The sequence below is a fragment of the Streptomyces sp. NPDC005374 genome (genome assembly GCF_042872225.1).
Lineage (GTDB): Bacteria > Actinomycetota > Actinomycetes > Streptomycetales > Streptomycetaceae > Streptomyces.
The window spans coordinates 343,408-360,781 of record NZ_JBIAKA010000007.1 but is presented as its reverse complement, the minus strand read 5'-3'; the positions used below and the strand labels follow the sequence as shown (position 1 = coordinate 360,781).

At 70.1% G+C, this 17,374-nt stretch carries 12 protein-coding genes; 6 read left to right on the top strand and 6 right to left on the bottom strand.

What is annotated here, in order from left to right; genetic code table 11:
• Positions 1-161 precede the first annotated feature (161 nt).
• A complete protein-coding gene (locus ACFYRX_RS20215; protein WP_389101398.1) occupies positions 162-1,508 on the top strand; it encodes a GH25 family lysozyme in 1,347 nt (448 codons plus the stop codon).
• Positions 1,509-1,770: 262 nt separating this feature from the next.
• Here ACFYRX_RS20215 and ACFYRX_RS20210 read toward each other — a convergent pair whose 3' ends face one another.
• Together ACFYRX_RS20210 and ACFYRX_RS20205 are read right to left on the bottom strand one after the other, a co-directional pair.
• Positions 1,771-2,508 carry a helix-turn-helix domain-containing protein gene (locus ACFYRX_RS20210; protein WP_389101396.1) on the bottom strand — a complete coding sequence of 246 codons (738 nt, stop codon included), beginning with the start codon at positions 2,506-2,508 and terminating at the stop codon, positions 1,771-1,773.
• 228 nt (positions 2,509-2,736) lie between these two features.
• The gene (locus ACFYRX_RS20205; RefSeq protein WP_389101394.1) at positions 2,737-5,343 is read right to left on the bottom strand and encodes an ABC transporter substrate-binding protein; all 2,607 of its coding nucleotides are present in this window, start codon (positions 5,341-5,343) and stop codon (positions 2,737-2,739) included.
• 612 nt (positions 5,344-5,955) lie between these two features.
• Between ACFYRX_RS20205 and ACFYRX_RS20200 the strand changes: the two genes are divergently transcribed.
• From ACFYRX_RS20200 to ACFYRX_RS20180, 5 genes are all read left to right on the top strand, one after another.
• Positions 5,956-7,455 carry an MFS transporter gene (locus ACFYRX_RS20200; protein WP_389101392.1) on the top strand — a complete coding sequence of 500 codons (1,500 nt, stop codon included), beginning with the start codon at positions 5,956-5,958 and terminating at the stop codon, positions 7,453-7,455.
• 592 nt (positions 7,456-8,047) lie between these two features.
• Positions 8,048-9,718: a glycosyltransferase family 87 protein gene (locus tag ACFYRX_RS20195; protein ID WP_389101390.1), complete on the top strand. Its 1,671-nt coding sequence runs from the start codon at positions 8,048-8,050 to the stop codon at positions 9,716-9,718.
• Positions 9,719-9,744: 26 nt separating this feature from the next.
• Entirely contained in the window at positions 9,745-9,909 is a 165-nt protein-coding gene (locus ACFYRX_RS20190; protein WP_389101388.1) for a hypothetical protein, read from the top strand.
• 37 nt (positions 9,910-9,946) lie between these two features.
• Complete coding sequence (locus ACFYRX_RS20185; RefSeq protein WP_389101386.1) at positions 9,947-10,462, top strand: Imm1 family immunity protein; 516 nt, start codon at positions 9,947-9,949, stop codon at positions 10,460-10,462.
• A 282-nt stretch (positions 10,463-10,744) separates the two neighbouring features.
• The gene (locus tag ACFYRX_RS20180) at positions 10,745-12,133 is read left to right on the top strand and encodes an MFS transporter (RefSeq protein WP_389101384.1); all 1,389 of its coding nucleotides are present in this window, start codon (positions 10,745-10,747) and stop codon (positions 12,131-12,133) included.
• A 49-nt stretch (positions 12,134-12,182) separates the two neighbouring features.
• Here the strand turns inward: ACFYRX_RS20180 and ACFYRX_RS20175 are convergent, their stop codons facing one another.
• From ACFYRX_RS20175 to lnt, 4 genes are all read right to left on the bottom strand, one after another.
• Positions 12,183-14,102 (bottom strand): helix-turn-helix domain-containing protein, encoded by a 1,920-nt coding sequence (locus tag ACFYRX_RS20175; protein WP_389101383.1) that lies wholly within the window; start codon positions 14,100-14,102, stop codon positions 12,183-12,185.
• 99 nt (positions 14,103-14,201) lie between these two features.
• The gene (locus tag ACFYRX_RS20170; protein ID WP_389101382.1) at positions 14,202-15,002 is read right to left on the bottom strand and encodes a 3-hydroxybutyrate dehydrogenase; all 801 of its coding nucleotides are present in this window, start codon (positions 15,000-15,002) and stop codon (positions 14,202-14,204) included.
• 54 nt (positions 15,003-15,056) lie between these two features.
• Positions 15,057-15,536, bottom strand: a complete 480-nt coding sequence (locus ACFYRX_RS20165; RefSeq protein WP_389101381.1) for an NUDIX domain-containing protein — start codon at positions 15,534-15,536, stop codon at positions 15,057-15,059.
• Positions 15,537-15,608: 72 nt separating this feature from the next.
• Positions 15,609-17,222: an apolipoprotein N-acyltransferase gene (gene lnt, locus ACFYRX_RS20160; RefSeq protein WP_389101379.1), complete on the bottom strand. Its 1,614-nt coding sequence runs from the start codon at positions 17,220-17,222 to the stop codon at positions 15,609-15,611.
• Between the last annotated feature and the right edge of the window lie 152 nt (positions 17,223-17,374).

Genomic DNA, 17,374 nt, shown 5'->3' with positions numbered 1-17,374 from the left:
GCGTCCCACGCACATCCCAGCAGCAGCCCTTTTTCGCAGGTCACAGGCCTGTCACCGTCCCGGTGTCCCAATGCGGCGGTGAGGGGGTCTGCTCCAGGACGGCCGCTGCCAGCATGATCCGGCCGGGGGTTCCCGGCCACTCATCAGAGGGGGAACACCAGATGGGACGAAGGACGCTTCTGCGGGGTCTGACCCTCGCCGTGGCAGCCGTCCTGCCCCTGTGCGGGCCGGCGGTGGTACAGGCGGCACAGTCCGCGGTCACCGCGGTCGCGGTCTGCGGGCACACGAGCGCGCAGCCCACGCTGCAACAGGGGTCCACGGGGGACGCCGCCGTCGAGGCTCAGTGTCAGCTCGACCTGGCGACGAAGCCGAGCCGGTACACCCCGATCGCGGCGGACGGCTCGTTCGGGCCGGCGACCGAGACACGGGTGAAGGAGTTCCAGCGGTGCGCCGGGCTGACCGTGGACGGCGTGCTCGGCCCGCAGACCTGGGCGGCGCTGAACAGCTGGGCCGCCCAACCGCACACCTGCGCGAGCCAGGGCACGTCGAGTACGGCACAGTCGACCGTGTGCGGGCACACCGATACGCGCCCGACCCTGCAGAAGGGCGTGAAGGGCACCGAGGTCAAGGAGCTGCAGTGCCGGCTGAACCTGGCCATGGAGCCGTTCCACTATCCGCCGCTGACGATCGACGGTGACTTCGGGGGCGGCACCGAGTCCCGGGTCGTCGAACTCCAGCACTGCGCCAATCTCAGCGCCGACGGCGTCGTAGGCCCCAACACCTGGGCGAAGCTGACGGATTGGTCGAGCCGGAACGCGTACTGCACACCGCCGCGCCCCGCGGGATATCCGATCGACGGCCTGGACACGGCCAAGTACCAGCACCCGGGCGGTGCGCCGATCGACTGGAAGGCCGTACGGGCTTCGGGTGTCGAGTTCGCGACGGTCAAGGCCACCCGGGGCACGAACGTCACCGACGACTACCTCGCCTCCGATCTCGAGGCGGCCAGAGCCGCGGGGCTGGCGGTCGCGCCGTACCACTTCTACACGGGCACCTCGCCCGACACGGGTGCCGCGCAGGCCGACCGGTTCGTCGCCGCCGTCCGGGCGACCGGCTACACCGGGCAGCGTGCGGGCGATCTGCCGCCGATCCTCGACCTGGAACGCATGGACGACGGCACCGGACGCTGCCCCACGTACGGCACGGTCGACGACGCCAAAGCCTGGCTCGACCGGGTGGAGGCGGCCTTCGGGCGTACGCCGATGATCTACACCCAGAAGTCCTTCCTGGACGACTGCCTGGACTCGACCACCGCGTTCGCCCACTATCCGCTGCAACTCGCCGACTACCGCCAGTCGGTCACCCAGCCGCCGCTGCCGAACGGCTCGGCGACCTGGGCGATGTGGCAGTACACCGACGCCGCCCTGTTCCCGGGCATCCAGGCCCCCGCCACCGCGGACCTCTTCAACGGCACCCAGGCCGATCTGGACCGCCTGGCCAACCGCTGATCACGCCCGTTCCCCGGAGAGCCCGCATGTCCATCCGGTGCGCACACGCGTGTCTCGTCGCGGCTTTCCGACCCCCCTCACCCACGGAGACCACCATGATCCGCAAAACCGCGTTCGTCTCGGCCCTGTTCACCGCGGCCGCGCTGCTGGGAGCCGGCGTCGCACCGGCCTCGGCACAGTCCTCGGCCGCCGCCGTCAGCTGCTACGGCGGCGCCACGACCCTGACGTACCACTACCAGGCGGCCGCCAAGGAGTACGGCACCTACACCACGTCCTCGCGGTGCAACGACATCAACCTGCGGCTCACCACGGACGTGCCCGGCGTGTACCCCGCCAGTACCTGGAACGCGGTCACTCTGCGCAGGGTCTCCGGCCCGAAGTCCCCGTCGACGGCGAGTCTGCCCTTGGCCCGCACCAACAGGTTCTGGACCTCGCGTACGCACTCGTCGTGCTGTCCCATGCTCACCGTCTGGCACGCCGGCGAGTACAGCAGCTCGTCGCCGGTCGCGGGAGAGGCGCCGGCCGGGCGCCCGAACGGCAGCCATATGAAGCCGGCCACCAGCATCACCGCGACCGCCGCGGCCATGACCGCGAACCGCGGGGACAGCATGCGCCGGCGCGGCCCCTCGCCCCCGGCGGGGGCGGCCTCCGAAGGGGTGATGTCGTCCGCTCCGGGGCTCGTCCGCGCGAGCTCGGCAGAGTCGTCCGGAACCCGTTGCGGGGTGTCCTCGACGACCGCGGCAGGCGCGTCCCGGTCGTGGTCCGCCAACGCCCACAGCCGGTGCAGTTCGCGCAGTTCGTCCGCGCCGGCGCCGCACACCCTGGCGAAGGCGTGCACCACCCGGTAGTCCGTCGGGACGCTGAGGCCGGAGCAGTACCGGTGCAGACTGGAACCGCTGACGCCCGCCTCCTTGCCGAGGCGCTCGTAGCCCCGGCCACTGCGGTCCTTCAGCATGCGAAGGTAAGCGGCGAATTTCTCGGTCCGCGGAGAGGCAGCCACATATCCACCCTTGCTCAAGCCCCTACTGACGGGTAGAAGTTACACCGCGCAGAAGGCATGACGTGACCTTTCACTGCGGGAATACAACCGGCAATGCCGTTGTGAATAAGGCTGTTTGAATACGGTCAACAGTCGTCCCCGTTTCCCGGGTCGGGCTCGGAGTGAGCACCCCCCAACCCGTGTGCCCATGTTGTCGACCGGGTCCGCCGTCACCGGACCTTCACATCCTCAGCGGTCGCCGGGATCGCAGTGCGCATGGCTGTCCGTACCCGGATCGTGAGGGGCCAGGCACAGAAAAATCGGCCGGCTCGTCCGCGCCCGCTGGTCCAGGGGCAGGGTGAACGGCCGGTCCGGCGCGATGCTGTCCCGGACGACGACGTGGTTGCGGAGGGCCTGCAGGACGTTCGACGGCGAGGCCGATCCGCCGGACTGCGCGAATGCCTGCCGGATGGCCGCGGCGGCCGCGCGGAAGGAGTCCTGACCGGTGGAGTGGTCACTCCCGCCCTCGGGACTGTGCAGCACGGGCTTGTCGGAGAAGGACACGTAGTACAGGTCCACCGCGGGGTATCTGTACAGCTCCGCCCATTCGGGCACGGGCTTGTAGTCGATCAGTGTGTTCACGTCGGAGGCGACGACCGCGACGGGCGAGGACTTGGTGGCGCCGCTCCCTCCGCAGGCGTTCTGCACCTCTGCGAGCACCTTCGGAAGCTGGGAGCCCCGGGCGGCGTAGAAGACCGTGCCGTGCTCCTTGTGCAGGTCGCAGATCTTGTCGGCGAGGTCCGGGAGCCCCAGAGCGGTCGCGCTGCCGTTGCCGGGCCGGGGAGCCGGAACCTGAGCGAACCACGGGTCCTCGACGGCGATGTGCCCGGTCCTGAGCCGCCCGACGAGGTCGTCCCGCAGCTCTTGGCTGTAGCGGTCCTTGTGGTCGTAGACGATCAGCGCCTTGCGGCTGCCCCGGTCCACCGCGCGCTGCGCCATGACCTCGGCCATACGCTCGTTGGTCGGCTGGGTGTGGAAGAAGTTGCGTGCCTCCTCCGCCATGAAGTCGCCGGTGACGGAGGCCCCGATCACGGGCATGCTGTCGCCCAGTTCGTTGACGGCGTCGACCGATTCCTCACGGCTCTGGGTGATACCGATCACCGCGGACACGGTGCTGTCCTTCGCCGCCAGCTCCTTGATCTGCCGCGCGACCTCCTGTCCGTGGCCGAAGGCGAATCCGGTGTTCGCCACGAGGATCCTGAGCATGGGCTTGTCCTGGTTGACGAGGGCCTGCTCGTTCCAGGTCTTCTGGGCCGCGGCGGCGCCCTGAAGCTGCAGCACGCCCGCCGGGACGAGCTGTTCGGTGCGCGCCTGGGGATCGGCGGTCAAGGGCGCCAGGAAGACCACCGTCCGGTGGGCTCCTTCCACCGCGGCGTTCTGACCGCGGATCCGGTTCTGGAGGTCGTGCAGCAGGGAGTCCTCGGCGTCCGTGAAGTAGCAGCCCCTGGTCTCGGTGTCGACGCCCACGATTTCCTTGCCCGAGCGCCGGGTGCCCGGGCAGGGATCGTGGGTGGGCTGCGCGGCGCGCGCCCGGTCGCCGGTGTCCGGCGCGGACCCGAGGGTCTCCACCTGGCCGCGAAACGCGAATCCCACGGAGCACAGGACCAACAGCACCAGGACCGGCACGGCCCACCCCGCATGAGCACGTACCGGGCCCACCTCCTGCGGCGTGGCCTTGGCCTGGAGCCTCAGATGCCTGGCCACATCCGGCCGCCCGGGTCCGTCCTCGATCCGCACGGTGATGCTGCCGGGACCTGGGGAGCCCGCCGGCCGGTCCTCCGGGTGCCGCAGCACAGCGGCAGCCTCTGCCAGGCCGAGCGCCGGACCGGCGTCGGCACCGATGCCCTCGGGCCCACCCCGTCGCCCCGCGAGAATCAGCAGCGGAGGACGCATGCCCTGCGCGACGAGTTCGCGGTGGACCTGGAGGAACTGCTGCACCGCGGCCGCCTGGGGGCCCTCGAGATCGGGCACCAGCAACACGAAGGGCCAGAGCCTGCGGCGTCGCCGGGGCCGGAACCAGCTCGGCGCGACCGCCCGGGCGAGATCCCTGAACAGCGCCTCCGAGAGCAGGCTGACCCGCAGCAGCCGCTGCTGTTCCGCGTCCGCGGAGCGCAGCCTGGTCGCGGCCTGGACGAAGTCACGTGCCGCCAGTCCGGCACTGGTCACCCGTCGGGCGTACCACCGCATGCGGCGGTTGAGCCGCCATCGGTGCCACGCCCGCAGCGGCCACGACAGCACCACCGTCCAGACACCCGCCACCCATCCGGGCAACGAGGCACTGGCGAGTGCCTGCCCCACAGTGCCGAGGACCGGAGCGCGCTGTTGCCAGTCGGTCCACAGAGCGTGGGCCATCACGCGGTGCCGGTCCCGTGAGACACCCGTTCCTGATTCCGCCGACCCGGCGGTCGGCATCTGTACGTCGAGGACGTCCAGGCACACCCGGAACGCGGGTAGGCGCAGCGTTCCCGTGCGCCGCGGCATGGTGTTCCCCCAGTCCGCCGCGAGGAGTTCGAGCAGTTCGACGTCCGGCCTGGAGGGAGCCGGGCCCGGCCCGACGGCTCCTTCCTCCGGGGGCGGCGGTGGGCCCACGACAGCGCGGGGCACGAGGTAGGGCCCGTCGTGGTTCTCCGTGAGCCGGCCGGCGTAGCCCAGGACGAAGGCGCTGGCGTGCTCCGGTCCGCCCTCCTCGTCACACAGGACGATCACCGGCAGCTCTCGACCGCCGCTCGGCTGCGTCGCCCATGCGTCGAGCGCCTCCACGAAGTCAATCGCATGTTCGAGAGCTGGGATCGACATGGACCGCCCCCCTTCTTTCCTTGCGGTTGCGCACTGTGCGGTTGTGCAATGTGCGGTTGTGCGGTTCCGGTGAAGGGATGATCTCGCCGTGGAGGCCCGGTCGCGTCTCGACGTCGTAGTCGGCCGAAATTGCTCGAAAGCGTCTTCCGGTGACCCGATCCGATGCGCGGGCCGAGGATTTCCGATCACCCTGACGAGGGTCCGGCGGAGCGCTGCCGCCCGGTCGTCCGGCAGTTCGGGACACGGAAATCGCAAGCGGGAAATCGCAGGGAAAAGATCTTTCAGGCCGGCAGCCCAAGGGGAATCACACGACAACGGAGAATGGCTACGGCGATCCCGGTGCCGACGGCAACGGGCCCACGCTGCGGGCGTGTTCAGTGGAGGGCCAGGAGCCGAACAGCACTCCGTGACTCCGATGCCGACTCGGGACAGCGGCACCGCCATCGCCCCGCGAGTCAGCCCACCCGGCGGCCGACGTGGGCGCGGCACCGCCGGGCCGCTCCCGGCCCGCGAGCGATCCCCCCACTTGCACCGCGGAAACCGATCTGTTTATCTATGTGGAAACAGATCGGTTTCCGGCCGGTCGGCCATGCCCAGCACCTAAGGGGAAAAGTGAGTACCACCTTCGACCACGAGGCTCCCGCCTCCGGGAAGACAGACTCGGGCCGCCGCGGCTCGCATGCCGTGCGCTGGTGGGTGCTCGTCGTCCTGGGCACGGCGCAGCTCATGGTCACGCTCGACGCGACCGTCGTGAACATCGCGCTGCCCGCGGCGCAGCACGACCTCGGCTTCAGCGACGGCAGCAGGCAGTGGGTCATCACGGGCTACGCCCTCGCGTTCGGCAGCCTGCTGCTGCTCGGCGGCCGGCTGGGTGACCTGTTCGGCCGGCGCACCACCTTCGTGACCGGCCTGATCGGCTTCGCGGGCGCCTCCGTCGTCGGCGGCGCGGCCACCAGCTTCGACGTCCTCGTCGGGGCGCGTGTGGCCCAGGGCGTCTTCGCCGCGCTGCTCGCGCCCGCGGCTCTCTCGCTGCTCAGTGTGACCTTCACCCAGCCGTCCGAGAGGCCCAAGGCCTTCGGCATCTTCAGTGCGCTGTCCGGTGCGGGCGCCGCGGTCGGGCTGCTGCTCGGCGGCATGCTCACCGAATGGACGTCGTGGCGCTGGGTGATGTACGTGAACGTGATCTTCGCGGCCGTCGCGCTGATCGGTGCGCTGCTGCTGCTGGCAAAGCCCGAGATCACCGAGCGGCCCAAGATCGACGTCCCGGGCACCATCACGGTGAGCGCCGCACTGTTCGCCATCGTCTACGGGTTCGCGCACGTCGAATCCACCAGCTGGACCGACCCGGTCACCCTCGGCTTCCTGATCGGCGGCGTGGTCCTGCTCGCGGTGTTCGTCCGGCTGGAGTCCCGGGTCGCGCATCCGCTGCTGCCGCTGCGACTCCTGCTGGACCGGACCCGCGGTGGTTCGTTCCTGGCGGTGTTCGTCCTGGGCATGGGGATGTTCTCGATCTTCCTGTTCCTGACCTACTACCTGGAGGCCAGCATCGGTTACTCGCCGATCCAGGCAGGTCTGGCGTTCCTGCCCATGGTCGCGGGCATCGTCGCCTCGTCGACCACGGTGCCTTCGCTGCTGCTGCCCAGGGTCGGTCCGAAGGCCGTGATCGCCGCCGGCTTCCTGGTCGCCGCATCCGGCATGACCCTGCTGACCCGGCTCGCCCTGGACAGCACCTACGTCGCCCACATCATGCCCGGCATGATCCTGCTGGGTCTCGGCATCGGCGCGGTGATGACCACCGCGTTCCAGGGTGCGACCGCGGGCGTGCACCACGAGGACGCGGGCGTCGCCTCAGCGATGATCAACACCAGCCAGCAGGTGGGCGGTTCGATCAGTACGGCCCTGCTGACCACCGTTGCCTCGTCGGCCGCGACCGACTACCTGTCCTCGCACAAGCCCGGCGCGCTGTCCGCCGCACAGGCCGGGGTCGAGAGCTACACGGCCACCCTCGCGTGGGGTGCCGGGATCTTTGCGGTCGGTGCGGTGCTCGCGGCGTTCCTGATTCCGAACCGGGCTCTGGCCCCGTCGGAGGGCGAGCCCGTCATCGCCCACTGAGTCTGGATCCACCGGGGTCAGGCAGTCGGCCCCAATGAGTGGACAGTGAAGAAGTGCCCTGCCTCTCTTCGCTGATCGGTGTTCTCGAGACACAGATCAACGAACGGAGGCAGGGCTCTTCGCGATGGTGCCCACTCGCCCGCGCGATCACGGCCGACCACCGCGGCCCGCGGAAGCGAAGTCCGGCCACCCTCACCCACCGAGACGGTGTCGGCATCGGTGCCCGAGAGTTCGGCACGTCGCTGCCGGGCCTCCTGCGACGCGAGCGACTTCCACGGCGTGCCGAGCTCGTGTCTGCGTCCGAGCCTGTCCGCACCCCCGTCCCACCCATTGCGGCCCCGGCCCGCTCGCGCCTCGGCCGAATTACCGGTTCCTGGGCGGGTGCACGCGGACGACTCGGCCGAACGGCTGATGCCGACCGGGGCGGCGCGGGCGAAGAATTCGGACGACGGCCGGCCACAGCTCCGCGCGGTACTCCCCCACAAATTCCGCGCGGCCGCTCCGCGCCGAGACATGCCGCCACGCCTGCCGCGGTGCCGGCCTGCCCGTGTGTCGCCGTAGAGCTGTCCATTCCCGAACGGAGATGTCCCCCATGGCAGTTGCTGTCGACACGATCGCCGACGCCGAGCGAGGTAGCCGTGCGGAACGGCCGGGAAGACACGGGCGATCGGCCGGCTTCCTGCGCCGGCATCGAGTGCCGCTGATCGCCACTGCGACGATGCTTCCGCTGTATGTCGTGTGGGCGTTCTTCCGGGCCAACGGCGGCGGTGACCTCGCGGCCCAGGACACCTGGGCGCGCTTCGCGGCCGAGCACGGTGACTCGGCGTACGGACTGTTCTGGTTCGGCGGACTGCACACCGCGAACTACAGCCTGCTGTCGCCGTATCTGATGGGCTTTTTCGGCGTGCGGACGATCGGGGTCGCCTCGGGTCTTGCCGCCGGCTGGCTGGCCGCTGTCCTGTTCGTGCGGTCCGGGATACGACGCCCCCTGGCGCCCGCGCTCATGGCCGCTTTCGGACTGTGGGTCGATGTCGCGGCGGGCCGGGTGACGTTCGCGCTGGGGGTCGCCTTCGCTCTCGCGGCGTGTGTGCTGCTGGTGGGTGAACGTCGTCCGGTCCTGTCCGCCGGGTACGCCACCCTCGCGACGATGGGCAGCCCCGTGGCCGGGCTGTTCCTGGTCGTCGCCGGTGCGGCCTACGGACTCGTCCGCGACTGGAAGCGAGCCGTCGTGCTCACGGTTCCGCCGTTCCTGGTCGTCGGGGCCACCACGTTGCTGTTCCCGTTCGACGGCGAACAGCCGATGGCTGCGGGGCGGATCTGGTGGCCCGCGTTGCTGGGTGTGGCGGTGGCGGTGTGCGCGCCACGCGACTGGCGGGTCGTACGGCTCGGAGGCGCCGTTTACGCGGCGGGCGTCGTTCTCACCTACTTCACGCCCTCCCCCATCGGCTCGAACGTCGAGCGTCTGGCGCTGCTGTTCGCTCCGGCCGTGCTGCTGGCGGGCCTGCTCTGTACGGAGCGAGCCGCCCGGTACCGGCGTGGTGGCCTGGCACTGGCGCTGGCGGGCTCCCTGTTCTGGCTGGGATCCGGCACGCCGTACTCCTTCTTGAAGGGCTCGGACGCGGTTCCTGCCTGGGCGGCCGACACTCGGGGGATCGTTCGCGAACTCGGCCGGCTCGACGCGGAACGCGCACGGGTCGAGGTCGTACCGGCAAGTGATCACCGCGAGGCCGCCGTCCTGTCCCCGCACGTCAACATGGCGCGCGGTTGGAACACCCAACTGGACATGGAGCGGGGCCGGTTGTTCTACGACGGCACCTTTTCCGCGCCGACCTACCGGGCTTGGCTGGACCGCTGGGCCGTCGGCTATGTGGCCGTGTCCGACGCCGAACCCGACCGGTACGGAAGGGCGGAGGCGCGCCTGGTGCGTGGTGGGCCGGGCTGGCTGGAGCCGGTGTGGCGCGATGCGCACTGGCGGCTGTACCGGGTACGGAACGCGGTGCCGCTGGTGCCCGCACCCGCTGAGGTGGTCAGCGCGTCGGAGGCCTTTGTCGTCGTACATGTGCCGAAGCCGGGTTCAGTGGCCGTACGGATCGCGTACTCACCCTGGCTGCGCGCCGACAACGGCGGCTGTCTGCGACGACAGGGCGAGTTCACCCGGCTCGTGGTGAAGGAGGCCGGCTTCTACCAGATCTCCTCCGAATACGACTCCGGATACGACTCCACGTACGCCACGCCCGCCGCCTCGGGTCAGACCGTGTGCTGAAGGCGCCCGGTACCGAGCCGACCGGTATGACGACCACGCTGCCGTCGGTCCTCTTCCCTGTGCAGATGACGGTCGTGCCGACGACCTGCTTGAGGCCGGTGGGGCAGGACCGGCCAGAGCAGCTCGACCTCGTCCTGGCCGCGATCGAAGGCGCCGCCACGGAGTCCCAGCACCTCAAAGCTCCGCTGTAATATCGAGGGGGTTTGCAAAATCTGCGGAGAGGCCCGAATGACCCTGAAGGTGTGGGGAGAAACACCGCTGTATCTGGAAACTCAAAGCGAGGTGCGCGAGTATCTCGAGTCAGTGTTCACTGAAGGTCACCGACTCAAGTCCTCGACAGACTTGGCTTTTGAAGTCATCTGGGACGTAGCGGCCGACAAGCTTCACGCGCCGACGCCGGAAAACGCCCTTTCGATCGGCATTGATTTCACCTCGGGGTACGGAGGACTCCTCTGGTATTGCGATGGAGTTGTGTCTCATCGAGTATCCGCAGAGGTCAGTCACGATGTGGCGAACCACGCATGGGTCTCCCTGAACCCGGCCCCTCCGGAATGGGATCCCAGAGTCCTGTCTGATCCTGGGTGCCCTACTTTCTTCAACCGAGTCAGCGTGGTGCCTTTGTCTCGCATTCGCTCGGTGGTGGAAGAGTACTTTCGTGAGGGAACCGGTTTCAGGCCCAGGGAAGTGCAATGGACGAAGGGTCATTACACAGGGGAGCTCTACATGGAGGAGGACGAAGCGTAGGCGTCGGCGGAGCGCGGAGCAGCGAGTCCAGCTGTAAATCGCTGGGTACCGCCGCATTTTCCTGAACCGGCCCACAGGAATCCAGTGTGTTGCCGACACGCAGGGTGGCAGCCGGTATCCGACGTTTCCAGCCCTCAACCACCTTGCCGTAAGTCGGCATGGTGGCCACACGCATAGCCAACCCTCGAACTATGTTGCCCCACCACATGTGCCACTGATCTGTGTATTCCTACGGTATGGCGACACGAACACGTCCCCGCCGACCGCTTGGAAGTGGTGCCGATGTCATCCCCCGCGACCGCTCCGCCCCCACCCGCCAACCTCAAGCGCATCGTGGCCGCCAGCCTCATCGGCACCACCATCGAGTGGTACGACTTCTTCCTCTACGGCTCCGCGGCCGCCCTGGTCTTCAACAAGCTGTTCTTCCCCGACGCCGACCCGCTCGTCGGCACACTGCTGTCCTTCCTCACATACGCGGTCGGATTCGCCGCCCGCCCGCTCGGCGCCCTGGTGTTCGGCCACTACGGCGACCGGCTCGGCCGCAAGAAGCTGCTGGTGCTGAGCCTGCTGCTGATGGGCGGGGCGACGTTCGCGATCGGCCTGCTGCCGACGCACACCACCGTCGGTTCCGCCGCACCCGTACTGCTCACTGCCCTCCGCCTCGTCCAGGGCTTCGCGCTCGGCGGAGAGTGGGGCGGAGCCGTACTGCTGGTGTCCGAGCACGGGGACGCGCGCCGACGCGGATTCTGGGCGTCGTGGCCGCAGACCGGGGCGCCGGCCGGGCAGCTCCTCGCCACGGGAGTGCTGTCGCTGCTGACCGCCGTGCTGTCGGATGCCGCGTTCACCAGCTGGGGCTGGCGCATTCCCTTCCTGCTCTCCGGCGTCCTGGTGATCGTCGGTTTGTGGATTCGCCTGTCCGTCGACGAATCACCTGTGTTCAAGCGGGCGTTGGCTCAGGCGGAGGCCCGTAAGGCGGCGCGTGACGTCGAGCCCGAGAAGCTGCCGCTCGTCTCCGTGCTGCGGGACCACTGGCGCGACGTGCTGGTCGCGATGGGCGCACGCATGGCGGAGAACATCAGTTACTACGTCATCACCGCGTTCATCCTCGTCTACGCCACCACGTCGGCCGGTGTCTCCAAGCAGACCGCCCTCAACGCGGTGCTGATCGCCTCGGCCGTCCACTTCGCGGTGATCCCCGCCTGGGGCGCACTGTCGGACCGGATCGGACGCCGCCCGGTGTACCTGTTCGGCGCGGTCGGCGTGGGTCTGTGGATGTTCCCGTTCTTCTCACTGATCGACACGGGCGGCTTCGGCAACCTGATCCTCGCGGTGACCGTGGGCCTGGTCCTGCACGGTGCCATGTACGCGCCCCAAGCCGCCTTCTTCTCCGAGATGTTCGCGACCCGGATGCGGTACTCCGGTGCCTCCATCGGCGCCCAGTTCGCCTCCGTCGCAGCCGGCGCCCCCGCCCCGCTCATCGCCACCGCGCTCCTCTCCGACTACGGCAGCTCCACCCCGATCGCCCTGTACGTCATCGCCGCGGCCGTCGTGACGGTCGTCGCCGTGGGTGTGGCCAAGGAGACCCGCCACCGGGACCTGGCCGACGTCGAACCGGCCGCCGACGCCGAGCCCGCCGCCACGCCCCCTGCGGCGGACGCCCGAACCGTCTGAGCCGCACCCGACCGGCCCCCGTACGTCCGTGCGTACGGGGGCCCGGGGTTCAGTGCCGGGGCGTCGCCGTCAACCGCTGCAACCTCAGGGCGAGTTGCACTTCCAGGGCACGGGCGGGGCTCTGCCAGTCCTCGCCGAGCAGACGGCCTACGCGCTCCAGCCGCTGGGCGACGGTGTTCACGTGCACATGGAGCTCGTCCTTGGTGCGTGCCGGGCTCATCCCGCTGGCGAAGTAGGCGTCGAGGGTGCGCAGGAGATCGGTGCCGCGCCGGTCGTCGTAGGCGACGACCCGGCCGATGGTCCGGTCGACGAAGCCCGCGATGTCCCGGTCACCGGCCAGGAGCAGTCCGAGGAACCCGAAGTCCTCGGCGGCGGCGCCGTCCCCGGAGCGGCCCAGGAGACGCAGGGCGTCGAGGCAGCGTCGGCCCTCCTCGTAGGCGGCGGCCACGGCGTCCGGGTGGTCGGCGAGGGCACGCACCGGGGCCGAGGCGCCGACGGTGACGGCCTCGTGGACGGCCGTCGTGAGATGCCCGGCAGTGCGGCGGGCCAGTTCGGTGGCGGTGTCCCCGGTGCCGAGGGGCAGCAGCAGGACGGTGCCCCCGTCGCGGGCGGCGGCCAGGCCGTGCCGGGTGGCGGCGAGGTGGGAGGCCGCGGACCACAGGCGTCTGCGGGCGGCCGCTTCCTGGTCGGCGTCGGCCGCGGGTCCGTCCAGGCGGGCGGCCAGCACGACGTGGGTGGCGTCGAGGTCGGCCTGCAGCCGGGATACACGCTCGCGCAGCAGGCGCGGGTCGCGGTCACGGGCGTCGAGCAGGTCGTCCAGGAGCTCGCCGCGCACCCGCTGTTCGGCCTCCGAGGCGGAGCGTCTGGCGAGCAGGAGCAGGGAGGTGACCATCGCGGCGCGCTCCAGCGTGCGCTGGTCCACGGGGTCGAGCCCGGGGTGGCCGCGCAGCACGAGGGCACCGAGGAGTTCGCCGCCCGCGGCGACGGCGGCGATCCAGTCGTCCTTGTGCCGTACGGCGTGTCCTTCGGACCGGGAGGTCTCCAGGGCCCCGGCCGATGCTGTCTCGGCGAACTCGACGGTGCCGTCGAGGATTTCGGACACCGCTGCCGACACGTCGTGCACACCCCCGCCGCGCAGCACCAGTTCGGCGAGCCGGTCGTGGACGTCGGAGGCGCGCTCGATGACACCGCTGCGGTCCCGGATGATTTCGTTGGCCCGCTCCAGTTCGGTGAGGGCGGAGCGGGTCTCGGTGAGCAGGTTCGCCGTGTCGATGGCGGCCGCGGCCAGCGCGGCGAAGGAACCCAGGAGCGCGATCTGTTCCCGCTCGAACACCCGGGCCCGCCGGTCCGCCGCGAACAGCACCCCGATGACGTGGTGCCCCAGCGTCAACGGCACGCCGAGGATGGCGACCAGGCCCTCGTCCCGTACACCCGCGTCGATCGGGAGGGTGTGCTGGAAGCGGTCGTCCTTGAAGTAGTCGTCGGTGACATAGGGGCGGGAGGTCTGGGCGACCAGTCCGCCGAGACCTTCGCCCATGCCGATCCGCAGTTGCTGGAAGCGGGCGGCGACCGAGCCCTCGGTGACCCGCATGTAGGTGTCGCCCCGCGCCGGGTCGTTCAGGCTGAGGTATGCCACGTCGGTGCCGAGCAGCGACCGGGCGCGCTGCACGATGGCCCGTAGCACCGCGTCCAGGTCTCTGAGCCCGGCCAGGTCGTGGGCGGTCTCGAACAGGGCGGAGAGCTCGGCCTCGCGTCGGCGTCGGCCCTCCAGCTCGGAGCGCACGCGCAGGGCGAGCTCCTTGGCCTCTTCCAGTGCGGCGATCCGGTCGACCGGCCTCCCCTCGGCGCGGGCGACCAGCACCGGCTGCTCGTAGGCGTCGGCGGACGCGCCTCTGGCCAGCAGCTCGAGGAAGGGGGCCTCGGCACTGCCGACCGAGCGCTCGGCGGATTGCACGTGATCGCTGGACATGCTCACAGGATTGCTCATCTCCCGCTCACCCCGTCAGGCCTGTGGAAAACTCCGGGACCGGCGATGTACGGCCGGGTGTCCCCGTGCCCCCTCCGTCGTTCAGTGCGCGGTCCAGCCACCGTCGAGGACGAGGGAGGTGCCCGTCATGAACGACGCCTGCGGGCTGCACAGGTACGCCACGGCCTCGGCGACCTCCTCCGGTTCGATGAGCCGCTTGACCGCGCTGTCCTGGAGCAGCACCTCGGACACCACGCGCTCCTCGGGAATGCCGTGGGCCCGGGCCTGGTCGGCGATCTGCCGCTCGACCAGTGGGGTGCGCACATAGGCGGGGTTCACACAGTTGGAGGTCACTCCGTGTGGGGCGCCTTCGAGGGCGGCCGTCTTGGACAGGCCCTCCAGACCGTGTTTGGCGGCCACATAGGCCGACTTGTAGGCCGAGGCGCGCAGGCCGTGCACCGAGGACACGTTCACGATCCGTCCCCAGCGCTGCCCGTACATGTGCGGCAGGGCGCCGCGGATCAGGCGGAACGGTGCCTCCAGCATCACGGTGAGCACGGTGTGGAACGCCTGGGGCGGGAATTCCTCGATGGGGCGCACGAGTTGGAGGCCCGCGTTGTTGACCAGCACGTCGGTGCCCGCGGCGGCCTGCTCGGCGGCGTCCAGGTCGGTGAGGTCGAGGAGGTGCGGTTCGACGGTGCCCGCCAGTCCGTCCGACCGCTCGGCCAGTGCCTCCAGACCGGCCGCGTCCCGGTCGACCGCTCTCACCTTGGCCCCGGCGGCCGCGAGCCGCAGCACACAGGCACGGCCGATGCCGCCGGCGGCGCCGGTGACGAGAGCGGTACGGCCGCCGAGGTCGAACGTGGGGGCGTGAGGTCCCTGGAGGGCGCTGCTAGCGGTCATGCTCCGACCCTAGGCAGGACCGGGCCCTCACCACATGTGGCTACACCCCATACTTCAGTCGGAACTCGTGGAGTCGAACCATGTGGGTGCGTCCATCATCGCCTGCTTGATCCTCAGCGACCCGAACTCGTTCAGCTCGGGCAGGGCATCCACCGCGAACCACCCCACCTCCAGTGACTCGTCGTCGTTCACCCGCGCCTCGCCGCCGACGGCCCGGCAGCGGAACGAGATGTCCATGTACTGGCAGGAATCGCCGTTGTCGTACGTCACGGGCTTGAGCGCCTGGACCACGACCACCCGCTCGACGACGCAGTGGACTCCCGTCTCCTCCTCGACCTCGCGCACCGCACAGGCCGCCGGCTGCTCCCCCGGCTCCGGGATGCCACCGAGCAGCGCCCACCTGCCGGTGTCCGAGCGGCGGTTGAGCAGCACTCTGCCCTCGTCGTCGAAGACGACGGCGCTGACGCCGGGAAGCCAGAGGAGGTCGTGACCGATGGAGCGCCGCACGGCGCGGATGAAGTCAGGAGTAGCCATGGTTCGACCCTAACCGGCGGTCGCACCCCTCCAGCGATCTTGTCGCGATGAGCGACAGGAGCCGGAGTACGGCTACGCGTCACCGGCGCGACGGCCCCGCACACCCGCGCCGATCGCCCATCCGAGGCCGCCCGCGGCGACCAGCACCAGGATCATCTCCGGCAGGATTCCGAGCCGGGTGGCCGGGGTCTCGGACGACCTCAGCGGCACTTTCTGCACCAGCGAGTCGGCCACGAACATGCCGGTCTTTTGGGTGATCCTGCCGTCCGGCATGATGATCGCGCTGACCCCGCTGGTCACCGGCACGGTGACGGTCCGGCTGTGCTCCACGGCTCGGACCCGGGACATGGCGAGCTGCTGGTAGGTCATCTCGCTGCGGTCGAAGGTGGCGTTGTTGCTCGGCACGGAGATCAGCTGGGCGCCGTCGGTGACCTCGGAGCGGACGGCCCAGTCGAAGGCGGCCTCGTAACAGGTGACCAGGCCGACCTTCGCGTTGGCCATCTGGAAGACGCCCGGCTCGCTGCCCCGGCTGAAGTCCTGGCGGACCATGGAGGTCCAGTTCTTGTTGAGCGCGCCGATGAGCGAACGCAGCGGCAGGTACTCGCCGAAGGGCTGGATCTGCCGCTTGTCGTAGGTGTCGGTGGGGCCCTTCACCGGGTCCCACAGGATCTGCTCGTTGTAGAGCTTGCCGCCCCGCTCGACGACACCGCCGACCGAGATGGGTGCGTCGATCGCCTTGGCCGCCTGGTCGATGACCGCGGCGGCGTCCGCGTTGGCGAACGGGTCGATGTCGGAGGAGTTCTCGGGCCACAGCACGATGTCGGGCTTCGCGACCTTGCCGGCCTTCACCTCGGCGGCCAGCCGCTCGGTCTCACGCACGTGGTGGTCGAGCACGGCCCGCCGCTGGGCGTTGAACTCGAGCCCCGCGCGCGGCACGTTGCCCTGGATGGCCGCGACGGTCACGGTGCCGTCCTCGGCCTTGTCGCTGACCAGAGTCCGCGCGGCGAGCGCCCCGGCCACCGGTACGGTCACGCTCAGCAGGGCCACGGCCGCGGCCGGACGCCGCAGGGCACCGGTTCCCCGCCGTTCCACGACCAGCCGCACGATCTCGTACAGGCCGAAGCCGCACAGGACCACGGCGAAGCCCAGGACGGGCGTGCCGCCCACCGCGGCAAGCGGCAGGAAGACGCCGTCCGCCTGACCGAACGCGATCTTGCCCCAGGGGAAGCCGTTGAACGGCGCACGCGCGCGTGCCGCCTCTCCAGCGATCCACACCGCCGCCGCCCACACCGGCGAGCCCGGCAGCTTCGACACCGCGGCGACGCCCACGCCGACCAGGGCGACGAAGACCGCCTCGACCGCGACCAGCGCGATCCAGGGAACCGGGCCGACCTCGACGCCGGTCCACACCAGCAGCGGCAGCAGAAAGCCCAGTCCGAAGAGGTAGCCGAGACCGAAAGCCGCCTTCCAGCCGCGGCCGCGCAGCACCCAGCCGAAGACGGCGAAGGCTGGCAGCGCCAGCCACCACAGGGTGCGTGGCGGGAAACTGACGTAGAGCAGCACTCCGGAGAGCGCCGCGGCGGCGGCCGGGACGAGACGGTGGAGCCGGGCGGCCCAGCGGGAGGCGGGCGCGGACTGCGGTTCCAGCTGGTCCGACTCGTCCACGGAGGTTGCGGTGACGGTCACCTGGGGAGTGTACGGCCGTTGACCTTGGCGTCGACAGCGCGGTCCGCCTGGCGACCGGGCTCGCGGCCGGGTGTGTGGGTCGTCTCATGAGCGAGCGGACCGACACAACTCGTCCACAAATCGACCATCAGCCGTTACCGTGTGCCGGAGTC

Bases quoted from the DNA above. Each gene is read 5' to 3' on its own strand.
- ACFYRX_RS20215 (WP_389101398.1), top strand. From the start codon at position 162: ATGGGACGAAGGACGCTTCTGCGGGGTCTGACCCTCGCCGTGGCAGCC.
- ACFYRX_RS20205 (WP_389101394.1), bottom strand. From the start codon at position 5,343: ATGTCGATCCCAGCTCTCGAACATGCGATTGACTTCGTGGAGGCGCTC.
- ACFYRX_RS20195 (WP_389101390.1), top strand. From the start codon at position 8,048: ATGGCAGTTGCTGTCGACACGATCGCCGACGCCGAGCGAGGTAGCCGT.
- ACFYRX_RS20190 (WP_389101388.1), top strand. From the start codon at position 9,745: ATGACGACCACGCTGCCGTCGGTCCTCTTCCCTGTGCAGATGACGGTC.
- ACFYRX_RS20185 (WP_389101386.1), top strand. From the start codon at position 9,947: ATGACCCTGAAGGTGTGGGGAGAAACACCGCTGTATCTGGAAACTCAA.
- ACFYRX_RS20180 (WP_389101384.1), top strand. From the start codon at position 10,745: ATGTCATCCCCCGCGACCGCTCCGCCCCCACCCGCCAACCTCAAGCGC.
- ACFYRX_RS20175 (WP_389101383.1), bottom strand. From the start codon at position 14,102: ATGTCCAGCGATCACGTGCAATCCGCCGAGCGCTCGGTCGGCAGTGCC.
- ACFYRX_RS20170 (WP_389101382.1), bottom strand. From the start codon at position 15,002: ATGACCGCTAGCAGCGCCCTCCAGGGACCTCACGCCCCCACGTTCGAC.
- ACFYRX_RS20165 (WP_389101381.1), bottom strand. From the start codon at position 15,536: ATGGCTACTCCTGACTTCATCCGCGCCGTGCGGCGCTCCATCGGTCAC.